Source organism: Mucilaginibacter sp. dw_454 (genome assembly GCF_018449775.1).
Taxonomy (GTDB): domain Bacteria; phylum Bacteroidota; class Bacteroidia; order Sphingobacteriales; family Sphingobacteriaceae; genus Mucilaginibacter.
This window is the reverse complement of the sequence record NZ_JAAVVB010000002.1, coordinates 695,080-710,916: the sequence shown is the minus strand read 5'-3', so window position 1 is coordinate 710,916 and position 15,837 is coordinate 695,080. Positions and strand designations below refer to the sequence as shown.

At 45.8% G+C, this 15,837-nt stretch carries 14 protein-coding genes; 1 reads left to right on the top strand and 13 read right to left on the bottom strand.

Translation table 11 applies throughout. The annotated features are described in order from the left end of the window. The 13 genes from HB679_RS10240 to HB679_RS10180 all read right to left on the bottom strand — a co-directional run bounded on the left by HB679_RS10240 (window position 1) and on the right by HB679_RS10180 (window position 15,334). Window positions 1-1,356, bottom strand: a complete 1,356-nt coding sequence (locus HB679_RS10240) for an ectonucleotide pyrophosphatase/phosphodiesterase (RefSeq protein WP_214071867.1) — start codon at window positions 1,354-1,356, stop codon at window positions 1-3. Then, window positions 1,349-2,152: a sugar phosphate isomerase/epimerase gene (locus HB679_RS10235; RefSeq protein WP_214071866.1), complete on the bottom strand. Its 804-nt coding sequence runs from the start codon at window positions 2,150-2,152 to the stop codon at window positions 1,349-1,351. The genes HB679_RS10240 and HB679_RS10235 overlap by 8 nt, the downstream gene beginning before the upstream one ends. Continuing rightward, window positions 2,149-3,015: a phytanoyl-CoA dioxygenase family protein gene (locus tag HB679_RS10230; RefSeq protein ID WP_214071865.1), complete on the bottom strand. Its 867-nt coding sequence runs from the start codon at window positions 3,013-3,015 to the stop codon at window positions 2,149-2,151. The genes HB679_RS10235 and HB679_RS10230 overlap by 4 nt, the downstream gene beginning before the upstream one ends. A gap of 20 nt (window positions 3,016-3,035) precedes the next feature. Then, window positions 3,036-4,358: a sugar porter family MFS transporter gene (locus tag HB679_RS10225; protein WP_214071864.1), complete on the bottom strand. Its 1,323-nt coding sequence runs from the start codon at window positions 4,356-4,358 to the stop codon at window positions 3,036-3,038. A gap of 23 nt (window positions 4,359-4,381) precedes the next feature. After that, the gene (locus HB679_RS10220; RefSeq protein ID WP_214071863.1) at window positions 4,382-5,104 is read right to left on the bottom strand and encodes a DUF4369 domain-containing protein; all 723 of its coding nucleotides are present in this window, start codon (window positions 5,102-5,104) and stop codon (window positions 4,382-4,384) included. 91 nt (window positions 5,105-5,195) lie between these two features. Beyond that, window positions 5,196-5,612 (bottom strand): protein-disulfide reductase DsbD domain-containing protein, encoded by a 417-nt coding sequence (locus HB679_RS10215; RefSeq protein ID WP_255547573.1) that lies wholly within the window; start codon window positions 5,610-5,612, stop codon window positions 5,196-5,198. A 39-nt stretch (window positions 5,613-5,651) separates the two neighbouring features. Then, complete coding sequence (locus HB679_RS10210; RefSeq protein ID WP_214071861.1) at window positions 5,652-6,197, bottom strand: redoxin domain-containing protein; 546 nt, start codon at window positions 6,195-6,197, stop codon at window positions 5,652-5,654. Between the two features lie 62 nt (window positions 6,198-6,259). Continuing rightward, window positions 6,260-7,627: a RagB/SusD family nutrient uptake outer membrane protein gene (locus HB679_RS10205; protein WP_214071860.1), complete on the bottom strand. Its 1,368-nt coding sequence runs from the start codon at window positions 7,625-7,627 to the stop codon at window positions 6,260-6,262. 18 nt (window positions 7,628-7,645) lie between these two features. Next, a complete protein-coding gene (locus HB679_RS10200; protein ID WP_214071859.1) occupies window positions 7,646-11,299 on the bottom strand; it encodes a SusC/RagA family TonB-linked outer membrane protein in 3,654 nt (1,217 codons plus the stop codon). Window positions 11,300-11,509: 210 nt separating this feature from the next. After that, complete coding sequence (locus HB679_RS10195) at window positions 11,510-12,649, bottom strand: FecR family protein (protein WP_214071858.1); 1,140 nt, start codon at window positions 12,647-12,649, stop codon at window positions 11,510-11,512. 232 nt (window positions 12,650-12,881) lie between these two features. Then, the gene (locus tag HB679_RS10190; RefSeq protein ID WP_214071857.1) at window positions 12,882-13,322 is read right to left on the bottom strand and encodes a nuclear transport factor 2 family protein; all 441 of its coding nucleotides are present in this window, start codon (window positions 13,320-13,322) and stop codon (window positions 12,882-12,884) included. Window positions 13,323-13,347: 25 nt separating this feature from the next. Next, window positions 13,348-14,409 (bottom strand): alpha/beta hydrolase, encoded by a 1,062-nt coding sequence (locus HB679_RS10185; protein WP_214071856.1) that lies wholly within the window; start codon window positions 14,407-14,409, stop codon window positions 13,348-13,350. 28 nt (window positions 14,410-14,437) lie between these two features. Further along, a complete protein-coding gene (locus HB679_RS10180) occupies window positions 14,438-15,334 on the bottom strand; it encodes an NAD(P)H-binding protein (protein ID WP_214071855.1) in 897 nt (298 codons plus the stop codon). A 95-nt stretch (window positions 15,335-15,429) separates the two neighbouring features. On the opposite strand from HB679_RS10180, the gene HB679_RS10175 reads away from it, so the two are divergent. Beyond that, a complete protein-coding gene (locus HB679_RS10175; RefSeq protein ID WP_255547572.1) occupies window positions 15,430-15,783 on the top strand; it encodes a helix-turn-helix domain-containing protein in 354 nt (117 codons plus the stop codon). The last annotated feature ends 54 nt before the right edge of the window (window positions 15,784-15,837 follow it).

The window sequence follows — 15,837 nt, the reverse complement described above, 5'->3', positions numbered from 1 at the left end:
TCAATTCTTTATCAATCCCTGCGGCAGCTTGCCGTCAGGTGTTTTAAACTCGACACCCAGCAATTGCGCGATGATCGGCGCGATGTCCGTTACGGTCAGTTCCGGTATCTCTTTTCCTTTGTTGATGCCCGCGCCCGCGGCGATAAAGCCGGTGTACATATCCAGCTGGCGGGGATCAAAGCCATGATGGCCGCCGTGTGCGGGGATAAACACACCCTCCAATGGGTTTTGCTGAATGAGCGTACCTGGGCCATGATCGGTTATCTTCGCTTTGGCCATCGCCCCGCTGAAAACGGTTCCCGAAAAGCCGGTCAGTGCCATTAAAGCCGACGAATCCGCGCCCATCTGATCCAGTTCCTTTCGGTCAATGATGCGGAAGAGCTGCCGTTTGTCTTTGGGCAATTGGTTTAGACTGTCGGTGACTGCCTTTATGATGTCCCGGTTGGCTCGTGTGCCGGGCTGGCTGGCATATAAAAAGGCCGAGCCACCCGCGGCGGTAAATTTCGCCGGGACATTTTTGATCAGCATATTGGGCCGGAATACAGTATGGATGGTGCTGAAGCCATGATCGCCTACGATAATGATAGCGGTACTATCCTTCATATTACTTCGTTGCACGGTTTCGAGGATATCGCCGATAGCCCTATCCACTGATGCGGCAGCCAGTCTGACCGAATCGGCATCCCGCCCGTAATCATGGCCTGTTTCGTCCACTTCGGCTAAATGTACCGCCAGGAAGGCCGGGCGGTGCGCTTTAAAGATATAAGCGGCCGCGCGGCCCGCGTTTTCATCGAGGCTGAAGTAAGCGGCATTCATGGTGTTGCTGTCCAGCTTGCCCGTCGCATTCTGCTCAATTTCGCTGACCAGTCCCGGTGTGGCGTATTTCCGGGCCTCGGTGATCCGGTCATAGGGCTGGTCAATGGCCCATATTTCGGGCAGGTCCCAGGTAATGTCGCTGGTGACGCTGGGCGGCCATTCGACTGAAGCTGTGGTCATGCCCGCTTTTTTCAATACCTGCCAGATGGTGGGTACTTTAATGTCTTTATTAAACCAGTTCCATTCACCTTTGCTGTTCTTTGGCTGGTTAAAATAAGTACCCGAACGGGCAGGCAGCGCGCCGGTGACCATCGCTACGTGCGACGAGTAGGTATAACTCGGAAACACGCTGAGCAGGTGATCCGCGTAAGTGCCTGCCTTCATCAGCGCCCTTAAGTTGGGCATGGGCCAGCTTTTATCCAGGTACATATCCGGGTGAAAACCATCGATGGAGATCAGGATCACATGTTTGGCTTGCTGCGCTTTTACCGAAAAAAGCAGGCAGCAGCAGAGTATTGAACTGCAAATCAGTTTACGCATAACGTTGTTTTAAAAGGTTCATCATATACAGGTTCATTTCCCATTGGTCGCTGACCGGCTGCCTGGAATACGGCAGTTCAACCAGGTAAGGATAAGGCCCGAATTCCGTGGTGATGGTCATGACTGCACCAGCTTCCTGCCGCTTTCTTTCGATCACTTTATCCCACCAAGCCAGGTGATGATCCACCGCGAACTGCCATTCAGGCGCCCTCTGATCAGGCACCTGCGGGCCTTGCGTATAGCCCACCCGCGCATGGATATGTTCGGTGCGGCTGATGGCCAGGGTCATGGCCGCTTCCTGATCTGCTAAGAAACTTTCGGCTACATTCACCCAATGCGAGGCATCCAGTGTAAGTCGCAGTTCGGGGATCGCTTCGAGGTAAGCCCTGGTGATGTGTGCCGCGAAGCTGAACTTGCCACGGTGCGTTTCGTGTACCACATTTCCGGTCAGCCGGATCAATGCGGCATTTTGTTCAAAGCTGAAATGATCCAGCCCCGTTTGTGAATTGATCTTTAGCCAGGGATAGGGCTTTACCTTTTCCAGCCAGGCCGCGTAGGTATCATAATGCAGTGCATAATCGGTCGTACGGGTATCATAATGCTGGGCGATGAGCGACAGGCCATAATGCTGTGCCAGCTTCCAGACCTCGTTCAGCTGGCTTTCCGGGGCGTCTCCGGTAATCGCCCATTCCACGCCGTCGTAACCCGCGGCCCTTACCTTCGCCAAAAAGATATTCCAGCCTAAGTCCTGGCTTCCCCATCGCGGGCAAAAGAATTGTATGGCTGGTGACTTCATTTAGCTTTTAATTCAGGGCGTAAATAAGGTTTATTGACATTGGTTATTCCCTTCCAGGCATAAGGGTCGGTCCCGGCGATCAGCACGATATCGCGCAGGTCGTCCGTTGGCTCATGCTTGCCGTCCTGGTCCCAGGGCAGCATGGATTCGGCGCTCATGTAATGGTTCACCAGCGCGGTACGGAAATGATCACTCGTTTTATTGCTCAGCGAACTGTGCAGGGTATAGCCGTTGAAAAAGATAACCGAGCCGCTCTTTACTTCCACCGGTATGATCGCTTCTTTGGGGAAGCCGGAAATATCCAGCGAATCCTTTTCATTAAATTCCGGGTTATCGGTGGGCACCCGTGGGCGGATATAGCCCGGCCTGTGTGAGCCGGGAATAAGCCACAAACAGCCGTTGTCTATCGTCGCATCATCAATGGCGATCCAGACACCGGTCAATGATTTGTCCCTGGTCGGGATATAAAACTCGTCCTGGTGCCAGGACTGACCTTTTTTACCCGGCCCTTTTACAAAGAGCATGGATTGCATACATTTCAGGTTAGAGCTGATGATCTGTGTAAGGATGTCAACAATAGCTTCTTTGAACAGGAAATCACGGATCAGGGGCGATAACTTGTGCGGGAAATGTATTGCCACGTATTGTTTCAGGACTTCCGCATCGGGCATATTTTCCGCTACCGGCAATAGTCCTTCGACCTGCCCGCGCCCGCCTTTAAAAATAGCTGCGGCTTCTTTCTTTAAGCTAGTGATCGCTTCAGCCGGTAATAGTTCTTCGGCGACCAGGTAGCCCTGTTCTTCATAAAAAAGGCGGTTGGCGGCGGTCAGGTGTTGTCGGATATAAGCGTTATCAGGGTTCATTCGGATAGTATTATAATGGGTTAGTTGGTAAACAAGGTTTCCATTTCTTCCAGCCTGCGGCCTTTGGTTTCCGGCAGGCGGTAGCAATAGATCAGGGCAATGCCGCAGCAAAGCGCATAGGCCGATAAAGTGAGCGGCGTGCCTAAATGCGCGGTCATGACGGGAAAGGTGTAGCTGACGATAAAGTCTGCGAGCCACAAGGCCAGCGTGGCTACAGATAAAGCCATACCCCGTATGCGGTTCGGGAAGATCTCGGAAAGATAGACCCAGGTGACCGCGCCCAGCGTACACGCAAAAGCGGCAACATAAGCCAGCATGGCAATCAATACAAGATCATGCGCGAAGTAGTGCCATTGAAAACAAAGGGCGATAATTAATAGGCAAAGGCCCATCACCAGACTGCCCGCCAGTAAAAAAACCTTACGGCCCAGCTTGTCAACAAAGGCGATAGCCAGCAGCGTGGCCAGTACATTGATGCCGCCCATCAGTACCGTTTGAAAAAGCGCATCGGCATGGCCCAGACCGGTCGCCTTAAAAATAACCGGGGCGTAATACAATACCGCGTTGATCCCGCAGGTCTGCTGAAATACGGCGACCAAGATCCCGCAAAGCATCACTTTGGCATAAGGCCGCCGGAACAGTTCTTTAAAAGATGGTGATTGATCAGCTGTAAAACTGTTATTAATTAAATTCAGTTCCCTTTCCGCTGCAAACTTGCCCACGGTTTTCACCAGCACTGCTTTAGCTTTGCTTGGCCTGTTCTTTCCAGCAAGCCAGCGTGGGGTTTCAGGAACAAAACAAAGGCCCACTAAAAATATCAATGCCGGAACGGCCTGCAATTCAAACAGCCAGCGCCAGTTCTCTTTACCTGTTTCTGCCAGCAAATAACTTACCCCATAAGCCAGTAAAATACCGCTGACAATCGCCAGCTGGTAAAGCGCCACCATCCGGCCACGACGTATTGCCGGAACGATCTCCGCGATATACATCGGTGAGACCATAGCCGCCGCGCCAACGCCCAGGCCACCCATGATCCTAAAGCCGACAAATTGCACAAGTTGTGTAGCCATGCCTGTCCCCAGTCCTGACAGGGCAAATAAAACGGCGCAAAAAAGCAGTACAGTACGTCTGCCATAACGATCAGCCAGTTTACCTGAGATCATAGCACCAATGGCGCAGCCGACCAGGATACAACTGACCGCCCAGCCCAGGCCTGTCGCGTTCAGCCTGAACGCACTTTGAATAAACGGGATCGCGCCGGATATGATCGCTGTATCATAGCCAAACAGCAAACCGCCTAAGGCAGCAACGATGCAGATACGGGTGATGAAATTCTTTTCCAAAATTTATTAGTTTTTGGGTTGACTTAATTGCTTTCCGCAGCCTTTAGTTTGGCCAATCGCTGTGCATACTTTAGGCCTTCAGGGCTATTCTGGATTGCAGGACTGAGCGAATGAAACAGTTTATTTAAGTCGTCCACCATCGTAGCAAAACCCGGGTTATCTTTTCCTTGCATGCCGGTCAGCGCATTCCCCATGATGGTTAACGCGGGTATAGCCAGCGGTGAACCAGGCGCATGTTTTATAAAGTTTTCGGGAATAGCATAATATACTGCCGTTTCCTGATCGTACCTTTTTTTGAAATTCGCTAGATCAGGTGAGTTATGATCTATCGCTGCATCGTATTCAAAGGCCAACCAGTTTCTGTTCTTTGCTTCCAGGCTCATCGGGGTAACTAGTTCTTCCTGGAATTGGCGGCTTAGCGTGTTGCCAGTTATTGTTAATTCGCCCGTATCTAATTTAATTACTATCGCTCCCCCGGCTAGAAAGATTGGAAAGGTATTCACCTGCTTACCCGAACCGTCCCTATCGATTTTCAGACTGACTACCTTATTGAGCGAATCTTTCCCCGAAATGGCGTACGCACCCTTATTAAATTTTGCGGTATCAGCTTTGCTTTTGGACAGCATCAGCCACACCTTTGCAGGTGGAATTAATTTAGTTCCTGTAATGGTCAGTTGGTAAGCACCTTCCTGGGCATAAGTGGACAGGGGTGCGATCAATAGTAATAATAACCTGATCTTCTTCATATTTTTTGGTTTTATTTTTATTTTTTTGGCAATGCGCGGCCAATAAACGCCCGAAAACGCTTTAAAAAAGCTTTATTTATTTTGGATTGGTTTACTTCACGGGAATACTGAAATCTACATCATCGGGTGTGACACACTTCTCCTCATTGCATACCATGTATTTGATTTTTCCCTTGACGACTGCCTGGCCCGTATTGAGCTTTACCTTTTGCTGAAAGACCACTGATTTCTCAAAGTAGCTGACCTCCATATCAAACACTTCATCATGCACCGTATGCGGAGTTGGCTCCCTCAATTTACCCTCCAACTGATAACCGGTTGAAGGGATAAATACCAAACTTGTTTTTAAAGGCCCACCGGGTTTTTGATTGATAGAGTAGATATGCCAGTTCTCATCAATGGTCGCTTTTATAAAAACAACAGCTTCCTGTTGGTTCATTTTCTTAGCAGCATAACTCCATTTTACCGGGTTTTCGATCTGGGCATATAAACCGCTGCTTATGATCATAAGTAGTGGTAATAAAAAATATATTTTGCGCATATTTAATTATCTAGGGTCTTTCCATAGTTCAACGTAGTGCCCTGTTCCCATTCTGACGTTGGCAAGAAAATTAAGTAATGGGCCACTTACCACCTGTCCGCCTACTAGTCCAATCGTATTTCCATAACAATCTATCATTACCTCCTGCGGTATTTGCCTTGATTTGCCTAAAAAGTAGTTGTATAAATCGGTATCATTTGCCATAATGGGGATACTGAGTTTCTTGCCAATCTTATTATTGGTTAAGAATTCACTTATCTGTTCTTTTGAATTTTGGGTTACCCAAATGATGAGGAGTTTATTCTTTAGTTTCTTTTGCAGGCTATCTAACACGGGCAATCCTGCAACGCATCCTCTACAGTTAATTCCTCCGAAATCCAGTAGGATCGCTGTCTTACCATCTAAATCAGACAGTTTAATAGTATGTTCCGGGTAGTTTTCAACGTTCTGAAAAGCCGTGATCTTTGTATTCCGCAGTTCGCGGGCCAATACAGATATGTAATTATTATCTTGTGCTGACAGTTTCTGAGTTAGTACTATCGTTAGTGGCAATAGCCATAAAAATGTTTTTAATGAAAATTTCATACTCTTTTTAATTAAATTAATACTGCTATTTATCTTGGATTCTGCGGCACGCCGCCTAATTGAATTACATCGGGGGGCAAAAGAAAAGCATAATGTGGATCATCGGGAGGCAAGCTATAAACAATCCCATTTAGATTACGCTTCAAGGTTACCGCGTAATTGGGGTCTTGGTTCAATCTGCGCAAGTCATCCCATCGGATTCCTCGCCAGATCAGCTCTTTTCTCCTCTCTAACAGTATTTGATTTAAGGCGTCTGTCGCACTTGCAGCGGTATAAGGCACGAAGGTCCCCGCTTTCCATCTCGTCACCAATAAGGCATTCAGATCATTCATCGCTGCATTGTTTACATTCCCCGCCCGCGCTTCACATTCCGCTTTGATCAGATATAGCTCATCCGTGGCCAAGCCTGAAAAAGTGTAAGCCTCCTGATTTTTTTCATATCCCCCGTTAAAGGTATATCCGCCCAACGCACTGTGCTTAAAATAGATAGTTTTCCTCAAATCATTGTCGGAGTATGATGCATACAATAGCGTATCCACCAACGCATGAGAAGAAGTAAGTGAACCAGCGCCAACCGGATTCGTGTAAAATACAATTTCATTATTAGTCCTGGGCGTTGGCATCGGATAAGTAGTTGAGGGATTGAGCGTATTGAAATCCAAAAGCTTATTTTGAATAGCCAAAGCGGAATTTGCAGCAGTTAAGGCATTTTTATAATCCTCCATAGAAAGATAGACTCTCGCAAGGAGGTCATAAGCGGCTTGTTTGGTGGCCAAATTTTGTGCGGGCACGGATTGCGACAATACAGCAACTCCGGTTCGCAGGTCGCTGATGATTTGGTTATAACTCTGCTGTACAGTTGCCCTGCTGGATGGGGCCGTCACTGAAGATGTTGTTCTTAAACAAATTCCCAGGTCAGTATTGGCGGTAGCGGGTTTGTAAGGTTGTCCAAATATTTTTTCAACTTCAAAAAACAAAAAAGCACGGTTAAATAATGCTTGTGCTTTTACCTGGTCTCGCGTATCGGCGGATTGATTTCCTAAAGAAACTGTGGAAATGTTATCTAGTACGACGTTTTGGTTAAATATATCAGAATAAAGAATTTCCCAATCACCATTTGAGGACTGTAGATTTGGTAAATTCCAATAGTAGTTGTCCTGATTGAAAGTACCGTTAATACTTTGCCACTGGGGATATGGCGTATAATAGTCATCGCTGCCTATTTGAGCTGTAGTTGATCCATGAACACCATAATTCAAAATGGCTTGCAGATCAGCCACAGTATTTGGGATTTCCAACGAAATATTGGGCTTGGCATCCAGGTATTTTTTACAGGATGTAAAACAAAATAAGGGCAGCCCAAAAACCAGTAAGTTTAAATATTTTATATTTTTCATTTTTTATAAATTTTATGATTAAAAATTACCACTTATACCTAAAGAAACACTTTGAGATGGCGGCAGGAATAAGTAATCCGGGTCTAAGTGTTCCTTATTAGCCCGCCAGATGATCCATTGATTATTGCTGTACAAATAAACCTGTACATTCTTCAAACCGATTTTCTTGATGTTGTCCAACTGGTAGCTCAGGCGCAGGTCTCTGAGCCTGATATTATCCCCTTTCAAAAAGTTTGGCTGTGCAAATCCGTAAAACATGTCCCTATCCGGATTAGCCGGGTAAATGGCTGAAGGCACGGTAGTATGTGTTTCATCACCCGGCTGCTGCCAGCGGTTTTGGTAATCCTTTAAATTGCCAACCTTAAAGGATGAATAAAGAGTTGTATACGAAACCGTAGGCTTCTGAAACCAATAATCAAATTCATAGGTAATGTTGACTGATAAGGTAACATGTTTATAGGTAAAAGTGTTAAGCAGGTTGCCAAAATATAAAGGAGCTGCTGACCCAAGGTAGACCAGGCTTGATTTATTCGTGCTGTAAGATGCATTCGCTATCGACGCCCAATCGGTGCTCACCTCCCCGTTCAAGTAGCCTTGCGGGTCACCTGTATTATGCGTTAATCCAGCCCATTTGTATGCATAAACGGATTCGAGTGGCAGTCCAATCTGATAATTCCCAGCAGAATGAATTCCTATCATTTGGTCTACCGTTGGGTTGAGGTTTGTTCCAAAATATTTCGTGGCTTTATCAATGGCATAATTAAAGTTTAAACCCGTAGTCCAAGTAAACTTACCCCGTACATTATGGCTATTCAACGTTATATCCATACCATTTCCTTTAAAATCTGCCGCGTTTTCAGTAAGTACCCCGAAACCTGTTGTGGGGTCAATAGGAATACCGGACTGAATTTGATTTGTGCCGTTTTTATGCCAATATTCGAAGCTACCCGAAATTATGGCTTTAGCACTTGTAAAATCAATCGCTAAATTAGTTTGTCCCACTTTTTCCCAGCTTAAGTTTGGATTAGGTGGGTTGTTGACAGTTGCATAAGGAATACCATAGGCATTATTACCTTGATAAGAAATGGTTGTAATAGCTGCCACATTAGGCAGATTGCCGCTAAAACCATAGGTAGCGCGGAGGCTTAGAACAGGGATCGCATCGAAATGATAAAATTTTTCATCGGATATTTTCCAGCTTCCACCGAAAGAGTATAACGGCACTCCTTTACGGTTTTGATTGGCTCCAAATAGATTAGATTCATCTTTCCGTACACTTGCTGTTAATGTATAGCGTTTGTCATAAGTGTATCCGGCATTTGCATAAAAGGAAGTAAATCTATTTATAGTGCCACTAAAAGGCTGATTATTGTAGTCTATTAAAGAACTATTTCCTGATGGATATTGCGTATAATAGGTCGTTGGATCGATGGCAGCGACGTTTCCTAAACCATTATAACCATAATAAACGCCGTTTTGCTGACCGGTTGTTGTTTCGCTGATGTCTGATCCGGCAAGGACAGTCAATTCGTTTTTACCCCAGTTTTTATTGTAGTTGACATCAAACCGGCCGCTTTGATCAATCGTTGTATTATTATTATAATCCAATTCATCTCCTATCGGTATTGGATAGATCGTATTTTGTGGATTCGAACGTGTGAAATCCGTAAAAGTATTCACTAAATTACGGATATGATAGCTGTTCTGATCATATAACTGATTAGAAGTGGAAGAAAGGCTTTCATACTGGTAGCCTAAAGAGGCCGTTAAGCCAGGAATGATGGTATAATTAATGCCCGTATTTAATCTGGTATCATATGTTTTTGTATTCGTCACATCCAACTTTTGTTGCACTTCCTGAAGCGGATTATATGTCCAGGGCAGGTAGCCGTTTTGCACCGCGCTGTTTACGAAAGCAGTATTGTATCCGTAGACTATAGGCAGAGGATTGCCTTTGGCATCTGCCAATTGGGTATAAGGATAAAGGCTTGTGTAACTCAATCCTCCCGCAGACGGAGCATTGGAATAGCCCGGTGCTATAACATAACTTAACCCAGCGGTGATCTCCAGATTTTTTAAGGGCCTGAAGCTATTATTAGAAGAAATGGTGAATCGGTCATTGTAACTGCCACCAATCGTACCACCACTCGCCTTGTCATAACCAACCGATAAGGCATAGGTCGCGCTATTCGTTCCTCCACTGATGCCCAATGAATATTGCTGGGCTGCTTTATCCCTGAGATAATATTTCAAGTAATCATTTCGAATATCCTGATTCCTTAAAGCATTGATTTGGGTGTTGGCGGATGCTGCGGAAATCGTCCCGTTTTGCGCCTCGTTCAGCAGGTTGACCACCGGCGAATAGGCAGGTTGCGAAGGGTCGGTAAACACCCCGCTATAAAAGCCCTGTTTAAAAAGAAATTGCTCTACATCAATATAATCACTGGATGGCAGATAGGCCGGATCATCCATGATCCGGGGTTTCCCGGTAATGCTCAGATTTTCATTGAAATGCACCTGCATAGGACTGTTCAGCTTCCCTCTTTTCGTGGTGATAACAATCACCCCGTTACCAGCCCTCGCCCCCCAGATTGAAGCAGCTGCGGCATCCTTCAAAATGGTAATATTATCCACATCGTTTGGGTTGATATTATTGATGTCGCCGTTATAGGGGAAATTATCCAGAATCACGAGGGGCGTCGAACTACTATAATATCCTCCAGATATTGTATTTACCCCCCTGATTTGCATATTTCCTAAGGTCGCCGGAAAATTATTTCCATCACCGCCTTTATTAAAAAATACACCATTAGCGATCCCGTCTAAACGACTAATCACATCCGGCCCGGTTGAGCGGTTGAAGGCGGCATTATCGATATAATCAAAAGAGCCGGTTGATCGCTCCAGCGGAATCTTCTGGTAGCCGTTGCTGACCACCACTTCCGCCAATTGGCCTGAAAGGGAATGTAATACTAATTTCAGATCAACAGGCCTGCCTGCCGATACGATGGGTTGTTCAATCTTTTTATACCCTACGTAGGTAACAACAAGCTTATAGTTTCCCTGCGGGATATTGCTAAAGTAAAAGGAACCGTTATCATCCGTAACCACATTGTATTTGGTATTCTCCAGGATCACCGTGGCACCGATCATAGGTGTACCGGTGGTATCAGTGACTGTGCCGGTGATGGTGAAGGGGGTGGCCAGGAGTTCGGCGGCTTTGGCTTTGAGGTTGTCGAGCAGTGTGGGTTGGTTCGGTTCTTTCTGTGAAATGACCACCGTCTTATGTTCTATGGTATAAGTTAAAGGGAGATCCTTAAAACATTGATCCAAAACTTCGTTAATATCCGCATTCTGCACCTGGATGCTGACCGTCTTTTGTTTTAGATCGTTATTGTCATAGAAAAACACGTAGCCGCTTTGTTCCTTGATGGATTTAAGTACCTTTTCAACGGGCGCATCTTTTTCATTCAGGGATATTTTTTGACCATATCCTTTTGCACTCGCCTGAACCAGGCCGATGGTTATTAACAGAGCTATGAGATTGATCCGCATAATTATTCTTTTAATAAGTACCGGATGCCTGCGGAAGATCTCCGCGATGGAGACCAGTACCTGTTGGGGTTGAAGCAATGCACATGGCATCGCTTTTAAAAAAGCAGTAAAATTCATTACCTTTGAATGGTTTGAGTTAAAAATTCTATCAGTTTTCCAAATTGTTTTCCCGGTATTACCGGGTAGGTTTACTCAAACTATTGCCGGGCTGTGCTTCGAACCACTACCCGGTTTTTTTATTTAAGTAACCTATGCTGCTATCTTTGTCTGCTTTTATCCATAGTCTTTCTTTTTAATGTTTTCTGATCGGGTTAATACTCGTTCTTCTCAATTAGGTGTTACTATAATTTTCTTTCCTTCAATCCTGAAGTGTACTTTCTTACTTAATAATTTCAATACCTGCGACGCATTCAGGCTGCGTTCCATTTCACCTGAGAAATCAAATGACGGAACCTTGCCCTCATATTGCACATCCACATCATACCAGCGGGAAAGCTGGCGCATAACAGTTTGAATGTCCGCATCGTTAAATTGAAAAAAACCATTTTTCCAGGCAACTGCCTGGTCCACGTCCGCACTTTTTACATTGATTAAGCTACTCCCGTTAACCGTGGAGGCCTGCTGACCCGGTTTTAAGACCGCTGTTTTTGTTCCCACTGAGATTTTTATGCTGCCCTCTAACAGGGTGGTATTGATAACCGGCTCATCATCGTAAGCATTGATGTTAAAATGGGTGCCTCTATCTTCGATGGTTTGCCCTTTAACCGCAACCCTAAAGGGTTGATCTGCTTTATGCACCACTTCCAGATAAGCTTCGCCCGTGATTTTCACTAGACGTTCTTTACCCGAAAAGGCAGTAGGAAAAGTGATGGACGATTGTGAGTTGAGCCAGATTTTGCTGCCATCCGGCAAAATCAACGGGTAAGGCGACATCTCTCCTTTTGCCGTGGTCAGGGTGTTATATTCAATTTTAGCATCCACCTGACCGGGCACATAGGCAATAGCCGATCCGCCATTAACCCGGATCACCGTGTTGCCCTGCCGGGCCAGCTGCCCACTTAAGCCTTTTCTAAGAATGATCTTCTGACCGTTGGCCAAGGTCAAAGTAGCCTGGTTCCGTCCGGGCGCTATATCCTGCTTTTGAATCAGGGCGATTTGCGGCGGTACTTGTTTATGGAATACATAGTAAGCGCCAACAGAAAGGAATATTAAAATGGAAGCGGCTGCGGCGATACGGGGCCATAATGGCCGGATGACTTTTTGCGGCCTGATCCGTTCCTGTATCTTTTGAAAAAGCAGCGCTTCGAGCTGGTCATCGTTTTGACCGGCCATTTCCGGCACTTCAATGGGGCTGTCATCGGACCTGGCCAGCCATTGATTTAGCTCGGCCTTTTCTTCGGCACTGATCTTGCCTTGCAGCATTTTATGCGCGAGTTCCTGTAAGCGTCTTTGTTCTTTGTCGGCCATTTTTTAGGGCTATATACTAACAAGTCCTTTGGGAATGGCAAATGACACGCGGGATAGAAAAAATAATTTATTTGAGCGTTTGCTGTCATTATTCACAGTTTATCGTACACTTTATTCATAGCTAATCATACACTTTTTTGATGGCAATGATCTTTAGTGTTTAATCCGTTTTTAATAAAAAAGCAGAACTTCAATTGAAGTTCTGCTTTCAGATAGCACCTTAAGTTTAAGATCAGTCGTTGGTCAAAGAAAGCATCACTGCCAGGGAATCCATGTAATCCCGCCAATGAATGATTTTCTGGTCTTTAATCGTAATAATGGAGCAAAATCGGTTGTCATACGATTTTCCGGTGGAAGGGACAAGGCCATGAACTTCATATTCCAATATGATAGCATTATCCGGCTGCTGTGCTTTATACACTTTTAAATTGTCTGCCGAATCCAGCACATTACTGTAACCGGCAAACCAGTCCATATAGGCTTTGCGGCCCTCTATTTTGTTGGTGAAACCCGGAAAATTATACCGGAATTCAAATATAGCATCCTCTGCGACCGCATCCCAAAAATGCTGCCCGTCCACTTCTCCTTTTAGCCCTTCCATGATGATGCTAAAAAATGGCTCCGCATTTTTATTAAATCCAGGATGGTTCCTGTTTAGTTCAATCTTTTTCATAATGAATAATTCCAATTCTATAAAATTACTTATTTAATGCGTTTCTTAATTCTGCCGCAGCCTGTAGCATAGACGATTTTGTTGCAGCGAGGTGTGCGAGCGGGTTAAGCAGGCCCCAATCATGAATGACGCCGTTATAACGCGTTAGCGTTACGGCAACACCGGCCTCATCCAGTTTACGGGCATAGGCCTCGCCTTCATCACGCAAAACATCGTTTTCGGCGGTCTGCACCAGTGCAGGGGGTAATCCTTTTAACTGGTCAAGGGTGGCCCGCAAAGGAGAGGCATAAATTTCGTTACGTGCATTTTTGTCAGTCGTATAATTATCCCAAAACCAAATCATCATATTCCTGGTCAGGAACCTGCCGTTTTCATAGGCATGGTAGGAACCGTCATTGAAACCGGCATTGGTCACCGGCCAAAACAGCATTTGGAACTTGATCTCGGGCCCTTTTTTGTCCTTTGCCATTAAGGCTACGACCGCCGCCATGTTACCGCCGACGCTGTTACCCGCAACAGCAAGCTTTTTTCCGTTCACGCCGATCTCTTCACCATGAATGGATACCCATTTGGTGGCCGCATAAGCCTGGTTGACGGCTGTAGGATAGTGCGCTTCTGGTGAAGGCGTATAGTCCGGAAATACTGCGGCTAATCCGCTTTCTACCACCAGGTCGCGGACAAAGCGGCGGTGCGTAGGATAATCCCCCAATACCCATCCTCCACCGTGGAAGAACATAAATACAGGGATATCTTTCTTTGCGCCTACGGGTTTCACGATGTGGATATTTACGGTAATGCCATCCTGGGTGATGGTCTTTTCAGACTCTTCGATGCCCGAATAGTCTACAGTTACCGAATTTTGCGCGCCTGTTAAAACTTGTCTTGCTTCCGCAGGTGAGAGTTGTTCCAGCGGCTTGCCGCCTCCGGAGTTTAAAGCTTGTAAAAAGGTGCGTATATCCTTTAAAATTAACGGATCGTTTTCAGGCCGGGTGTTGTTTACTGATTGTGCCATGACATTAATGGTGTTTAATGTAAGTAGTGATATAAAAAATGAATTGAGTAGGGTTAATGATCTTTTGCTTTTCATGATCGTTTATTTTAAAAATGTTCTTGGTTTAAGCAGCGTGGTAAGCCGGGGCGAACACATCCTTTGCAAATGCCTCCGCACTCGTTGGCGATGAATTTTCAGTAGTTCGCTGCTGGTAGTTCATGATGCCGTTTTTCAGGGAGGTTTCCATGTTAACGATATCTTCAGCGACGTTTTCGGAGATGCCCAGGCTGATCATGCCCGCTTTAGCTTGCTCAACCGGTAACTGCACCAGTTGCAAATCGGGCTTCCCGATCGATTTTCCGATGATGCCGGTGAGCTCCGTAAAGGAATAGTTCCGGTCGCCAAGCACGGGCCGTACCACTTTGCCGTTAAAGTCCAGGCCAGCCAACGCTTTGGCTGCAACAACAGCGACGTCGCTGGTCGCTACCATAGGTATCTGGTGGTCCGTGTCTGCCGTGGTACCATTGATGCCCCTATCCTTGATCAGATTGATATTGAGCAGCGCATTATCCAGGAAATAAGCCGGGCGCAGGTGCATAACGTTGATGTCTTTCAATTGATTAAGCTTTACTTCCTGCTCGGCGAGGCCGGCAATTAGGCCGTTGCCTTCGTGCATATGCGCCCCGGCACTGCTCAGGTTGACCACATATTTAAGTCCTGATCTTTTGATCGCCTCAATAGCCGCATCGCCCACTTCCCGTTGAAATTCCCGGTAATTAGGAGCGGCGAAATTAGGGGGCAGCAATATAAATGCACTGTCCGCATCCTTGAATGCAGCACTCAGCAAATCAGTATCGGTGATATCACCGGGAATCACTTCCGCCTCAGTCTGACTAAACCTTTTTTCCAGATCTTTCGACCTGGCAATTAATTTTACATGGTGTCCTTCGTTTAGAAGGATGTCTGCGATCTTACCGCCAACTTTGCCGGTAGCGCCTAATACGACGATGGTCTTTTTCATAAATTTTTTCTTTTTTGTTGATGACAAATTTCTATCTTTGATTTCATAATCACCAGTACATACTAATTTGTACTATAGTATCCAAAAAGAAAGTAATGAGAAAAACGTCGTCAACCAACTTTTCTAACGAAACAGAATTAGCTGCTATTTGCCCCATGCACAATGTGATGCGGGTATTAGGCGGCCGCTGGAAGATCGCGCTCTTGTATTTTATCCATCAGGGGCATCACCGTTTCGGGCTATTGCAGAAGAAAATGCCGTTTATCACCACTAAGATGCTGAGCGCACAATTAAAAGAACTGGAGCAGGATGAACTGGTGAATAGGAAGATCTACGCGGAAATGCCGCCACGGGTGGAATATTCACTGACCGAAAAAGCACAAACTTTATTACCCGTATTGGAGGACCTTTATAATTGGGGCGAGCAATACATCACGGCTCAGGCGTAGAATCGCACAGAAATATACGTGTATGATAAACTGTGAATTATAACATTTGCGTAG

Bases quoted from the DNA above. Each gene is read 5' to 3' on its own strand.
- HB679_RS10240 (WP_214071867.1), bottom strand. From the start codon at position 1,356: ATGCGTAAACTGATTTGCAGTTCAATACTCTGCTGCTGCCTGCTTTTT.
- HB679_RS10235 (WP_214071866.1), bottom strand. From the start codon at position 2,152: ATGAAGTCACCAGCCATACAATTCTTTTGCCCGCGATGGGGAAGCCAG.
- HB679_RS10230 (WP_214071865.1), bottom strand. From the start codon at position 3,015: ATGAACCCTGATAACGCTTATATCCGACAACACCTGACCGCCGCCAAC.
- HB679_RS10220 (WP_214071863.1), bottom strand. From the start codon at position 5,104: ATGAAGAAGATCAGGTTATTATTACTATTGATCGCACCCCTGTCCACT.
- HB679_RS10215 (WP_255547573.1), bottom strand. From the start codon at position 5,612: ATGATCATAAGCAGCGGTTTATATGCCCAGATCGAAAACCCGGTAAAA.
- HB679_RS10205 (WP_214071860.1), bottom strand. From the start codon at position 7,627: ATGAAAAATATAAAATATTTAAACTTACTGGTTTTTGGGCTGCCCTTA.
- HB679_RS10200 (WP_214071859.1), bottom strand. From the start codon at position 11,299: ATGAATTTTACTGCTTTTTTAAAAGCGATGCCATGTGCATTGCTTCAA.
- HB679_RS10195 (WP_214071858.1), bottom strand. From the start codon at position 12,649: ATGGCCGACAAAGAACAAAGACGCTTACAGGAACTCGCGCATAAAATG.
- HB679_RS10190 (WP_214071857.1), bottom strand. From the start codon at position 13,322: ATGAAAAAGATTGAACTAAACAGGAACCATCCTGGATTTAATAAAAAT.
- HB679_RS10185 (WP_214071856.1), bottom strand. From the start codon at position 14,409: ATGAAAAGCAAAAGATCATTAACCCTACTCAATTCATTTTTTATATCA.
- HB679_RS10180 (WP_214071855.1), bottom strand. From the start codon at position 15,334: ATGAAAAAGACCATCGTCGTATTAGGCGCTACCGGCAAAGTTGGCGGT.
- HB679_RS10175 (WP_255547572.1), top strand. From the start codon at position 15,430: ATGAGAAAAACGTCGTCAACCAACTTTTCTAACGAAACAGAATTAGCT.